5 protein-coding genes are annotated in these 4,068 nt (G+C 70.6%); all 5 read left to right on the top strand.

The genetic code is table 11. From position 1 onward, the window contains the following. The coding region (locus tag P409_RS39365) for a hypothetical protein (RefSeq protein ID WP_202964833.1) at positions 1-541 on the top strand (541 nt) is incomplete at its 5' end. A 16-nt stretch (positions 542-557) separates the two neighbouring features. Further along, positions 558-1,871 carry a Tol-Pal system beta propeller repeat protein TolB gene (gene tolB / locus P409_RS28385; RefSeq protein ID WP_193366531.1) on the top strand — a complete coding sequence of 438 codons (1,314 nt, stop codon included), beginning with the start codon at positions 558-560 and terminating at the stop codon, positions 1,869-1,871. A 122-nt stretch (positions 1,872-1,993) separates the two neighbouring features. Then, positions 1,994-2,470: a peptidoglycan-associated lipoprotein Pal gene (pal, locus tag P409_RS28380; protein ID WP_034846321.1), complete on the top strand. Its 477-nt coding sequence runs from the start codon at positions 1,994-1,996 to the stop codon at positions 2,468-2,470. A 233-nt stretch (positions 2,471-2,703) separates the two neighbouring features. After that, positions 2,704-3,588 carry a tol-pal system protein YbgF gene (ybgF, locus tag P409_RS28375; RefSeq protein ID WP_034846319.1) on the top strand — a complete coding sequence of 295 codons (885 nt, stop codon included), beginning with the start codon at positions 2,704-2,706 and terminating at the stop codon, positions 3,586-3,588. 7 nt (positions 3,589-3,595) lie between these two features. Further along, positions 3,596-4,068 (top strand): tRNA lysidine(34) synthetase TilS (gene tilS / locus P409_RS28370; RefSeq protein WP_081991868.1); only part of this gene is annotated, 473 nt, incomplete at its 3' end.

Here is a 4,068-nt window from a genome sequence, read left to right as displayed (position 1 = left end):
GGCCCAGACGGCCGAGGCCGATCCGATGGCGATCGCGCCGACCGCGGCGCCGAAGCCCGGCAAGCGGCCGACACCGCCCCCGCCAGCATCGCAGCAGGCTGCGGCCACGCCGACGCGGTCGTCATCGCAGAGCCAATCCCAATCGGTCGACAGCGACGCGCTTGCAGCCTTGACCAGCGAATCCACCTCGACCCGGCCTAGCAACAGCCGCTCGAACCGGGCCGCGGCGCCCTCTGGCCAGAACTCGCGGTCGCGTGACATCAGCAAGGGCGAGAAGGACGCGATCGCCGGCGTCGTCGGGCGGCAATGGAACGTCGATCGTCAAGCGCAGGACATTCCCGTCGTCGAGGTCCTCGTCCGGATCGACGGCAGCGGCAAGCTGTCCTCCGTGGAGCTCGCCGATCCGTCGATGCGCAGCAACGCCGCGGCACGGGCAGCGGTCCGAGCCGTTTATGTCACGTTCGATCAGTGGCCCGTCCCGCAGGGGGGATGGCCGGACGATACCTTCCGTCTTGTGTTTGATCCCAAGGACATGTTCTGACCAGCCAGGAACCGAGGTGCAGATGATGAAACGAGGCTTCCTCCAGACCACGCTGGCCGCCCTGGCTGCGGTCGTATCCCTCTCGCTCGCTGCCGCGCCGGCCCGGGCCGAGATCCGGATCGACATCAATCAGGGCGTGACCCAGCCGATGCCGATCGCGATCACCGACTTCCCCGGTGACCCGGTCGGCAGCCAGATCAGCCAGATCATCTCGGCGGATCTGCAGCGCTCCGGCCTGTTCGCGCCGATCGATCCGCGCGCCTTCACCCAGGACGCCGCGTCGCTGCAGCAAGGCCCGCGCTTCGCCGACTGGAAGGTGCTGGCGGCGCAGGCCCTGGTCACCGGCCAGATCCGGCCGCGCGGCGACGGCCGCTTCGACGTCGACTTCCGGCTCTGGGACGTCGCCGCCGAGCAGCAGCTGACCGGCCTGACCCTGACCGGCGACAGCAGCCTGATGCGCCGCGTCGCCCACAAGATCGCGGACGAGATCTACCGCGCTGTGACCGGCGAGGACGGCTATTTCGACACCCGCATCGTCTACGTCTCCGAGACCGGGCCCGAGACCAACCGGGTCAAGCGCCTGGCGATCATGGACCAGGACGGCGCCAACCATCAGTTCCTGACCGACGGCTCGCAACTGGTGCTGACGCCGCGCTTCTCGCCCAGCACGCAGCAGATCACCTACCTGGCCTATGTCGGCAACAAGCCCCGGGTCTATCTGCTCGACCTCGGCAGCGGCCGGCAGGAATCGCTCGGCGACTTCGCCAACATGACGTTCTCGCCGCGCTTCAGCCCGGACGGCAACCGGGTGATCTTCAGCATGGCGCAGAACGGCAACACCGACATCTACGTCATGGACCTGCGCACCCGCTCGGTGCAGCGCCTGACCTCCGACCCCTCGATCGAGACCTCGCCCTCCTACTCCAAGGACGGATCGCAGATCGTGTTCGAGAGCGACCGCGGCGGCAGCCAGCAGCTCTACATCATGAACTCCGACGGGTCGGGCGTGCGCCGCCTCAGCTTCGGCCAGGGCCGCTACGGCACGCCGGTGTGGTCGCCGCGCGGCGACCTGATCGCCTTCACCAAGATCACGGGCGGCAGCTTCTCGATCGGCGTGATGCGGCCGGACGGCACGGGCGAGCGTGACCTGGCCTCGGGCTTCCTGGCGGAAGGCCCGACCTGGGCGCCGAATGGCCGCGTGCTGATGTACACGGCCAGCGGCGGCGGCGGCAGCAAGCTGGTTACGGTCGACATCACCGGCCGGGTCAGCGCCGCGGTGCCGACGCCCTTCGATGCGTCCGACGCCGCGTGGTCGCCGCTGCTGCCGTGACGACAAGCCGCAGAAATGCTAGAAATTACGCAAGAAATACCTTGCGGAGCGGGCAGTAACCTGCTTTTCCCTCAACCGCTTTCCGAATCGTAAAGTCGGATCCACGTCAGGGGCAAAGAACCATGCGTCTCAAGATTGTGTCCCTCATGGGCGCTCTGCTGCTGGCCACCGCCTGCAGCTCCACCCAGAACGCCGGCACCGGCGCCGGCACCGGCGGCCTCGGCACGGGCGGCACCGCCGTTCCCGGCTCGCAGCAGGATCTGGCTCAGAACATCGGCGACCGGGTGTTCTTCTCGCTCAACGGCTTCGACCTGAGCCCCGAGGCGCAGGCCACGCTGAACAAGCAGGGCGGCTGGCTGCAGCAGTACCAGAACGTCGCCGTGACCGTCGAAGGCCACGCCGACGAGCGCGGCACCCGCGAGTACAACCTCGCGCTCGGCGACCGTCGCGCCAACTCGGTGCGCAACTACCTGATCGCCAACGGCGTTGCCCCGTCGCGGATCACCACCATCAGCTACGGCAAGGAGCGTCCGGCGGTGCCGGGCCACGACGAGTCGGCCTGGGCGCAGAACCGCCGGGCGGTCACCGTCGTCAACTGATCCCGCCGGCCGGCGGACCGCGCCTCGTGGCCCGGTCCGCCGCTGGACGGAAGACTTGCGCGCCGGACGGCGGCAGCGGCATCGCCGTTGTCGCTGTGACCGGCGCGTCTTATTTTCGCCGCTGGGGCCGGCCCAGGATCGGTCCCATGGCCAAGACCGAACCCCGTGCCCCGAACCAAGGAGGTGGAGGCGACATGCCGGCTTCGCAGAGGCGATGGAGTGTATTCGCGGCCGTGGCGCTCGCCGTCGCGGTCCTGGCCCCGTCCGGGCCCGGCCGGGCGCAGAGCTACGAGGCCCAGCTCGAGGTCCGGGTCAGCACGCTGGAGCAGCAGATCTCGCAGCTGACCGGGCAGATCGAGCAACTGCAGTACCAGAACCAGCAGCTGGCCGATCAGCTGAAGCGGGCCCAGGCCGATATCGAGTTCCGGCTGAACGAGCTCGAAGGCGGCGGTGGCGGCGCCAAGGCCGCGCCGGCCCCGGCCCCGGCCAGGAAGGCGCCGTCCCAGGGCAGCGCCCCGGCCGCGCCGCGGACACCGCAGCCCTTTACCCCGACGCCGCTGGTGCCGCCGAAGCGGTCCGACGCCGGACCCGTGCCCCCGGGCTACGATGACCAGGGCGACAGCCTGGCCGCGCCGCAGGAGATGGGTGTGGCCGAGCCGGGCCCGGTGCCGCAGCAGGTGCCGGGCTTCGCTTCCACCGAGCCGCAATCCTATGGCCTCGGCGGCGCGGCGCCGGTCGACACCACGGCCGCGTACAATCAGGCCCAGGGCCTGTACAACCGGGGCGACTACAATGGCGCCATCGCCGGTTTCAACCAGGTCATCGCCGCCGATCCCGGCGGCGGCCTGGCCGGCAACGCCCAGTACTGGCTGGGCGAATCCCTGTTGGCCGTGGGCCGTCCGGGCGAGGCGGCCAACGCCTTCAACGCCGCCTGGTCGATGGATCCGCGCGGCCCCCGGGCGCCGGATGCGCTGATGCGGCTGGCGCAGTCTCTGGTCGCCGCCCGGCAGGACCGCCCGGCTTGCGACGCCTTCGCCCGGCTGGTGGCGGATTACCCCGACGCTCCGGCGCAGATGCTGCGCCGCGCCAAGGACCAGCAGCTGCTGATGCGCTGCTGATGTAGCGATGCCCGGCCCGGTCACGCCCGAGCCCGTCTCGGATGAGGAATTCGCCGCACGGCAGGACCGCCTCGGCCCCTTCGACCGGCCCCTCCGCCTTGCCGTTGCCGTCTCGGGCGGTCCCGACAGCATGGCGCTCAGCCTCCTCGCCGCACGCTGGGTCCGGCAGAGGGGCGGCCAGATCCTGGCCCTGACCGTCGATCACCGGCTGCGCCCGGACTCGACCGCCGAAGCCGCCGCCACGGGCGCTTCCCTGACCCGCCACGACATTCCGCACCGGATCCTGACCTGGTCCGACGCTCCCGCCCGCGCCTCGCAGGACCAGGCGCGCCGCGCCCGCTACGGCCTGCTGGGCCAGGCCTGCCGAGAGGTCGGTATCCGCGACCTGGCTGTCGCCCATCACCGCGAGGACCAGGCCGAGACCGTGCTGCTGCGCCTGGCCAGGGGCAGCGGCGTCGACGGGCTGGCCGGCATGGCAGC

It is taken from the genome of Inquilinus limosus MP06 (genome assembly GCF_000767795.1).
Taxonomy (GTDB): Bacteria; Pseudomonadota; Alphaproteobacteria; order DSM-16000; family Inquilinaceae; genus Inquilinus; species Inquilinus limosus_E.
The sequence above is the reverse complement of the archived record's forward strand: the minus strand, read 5'-3'. Positions and strand labels throughout refer to the sequence as shown.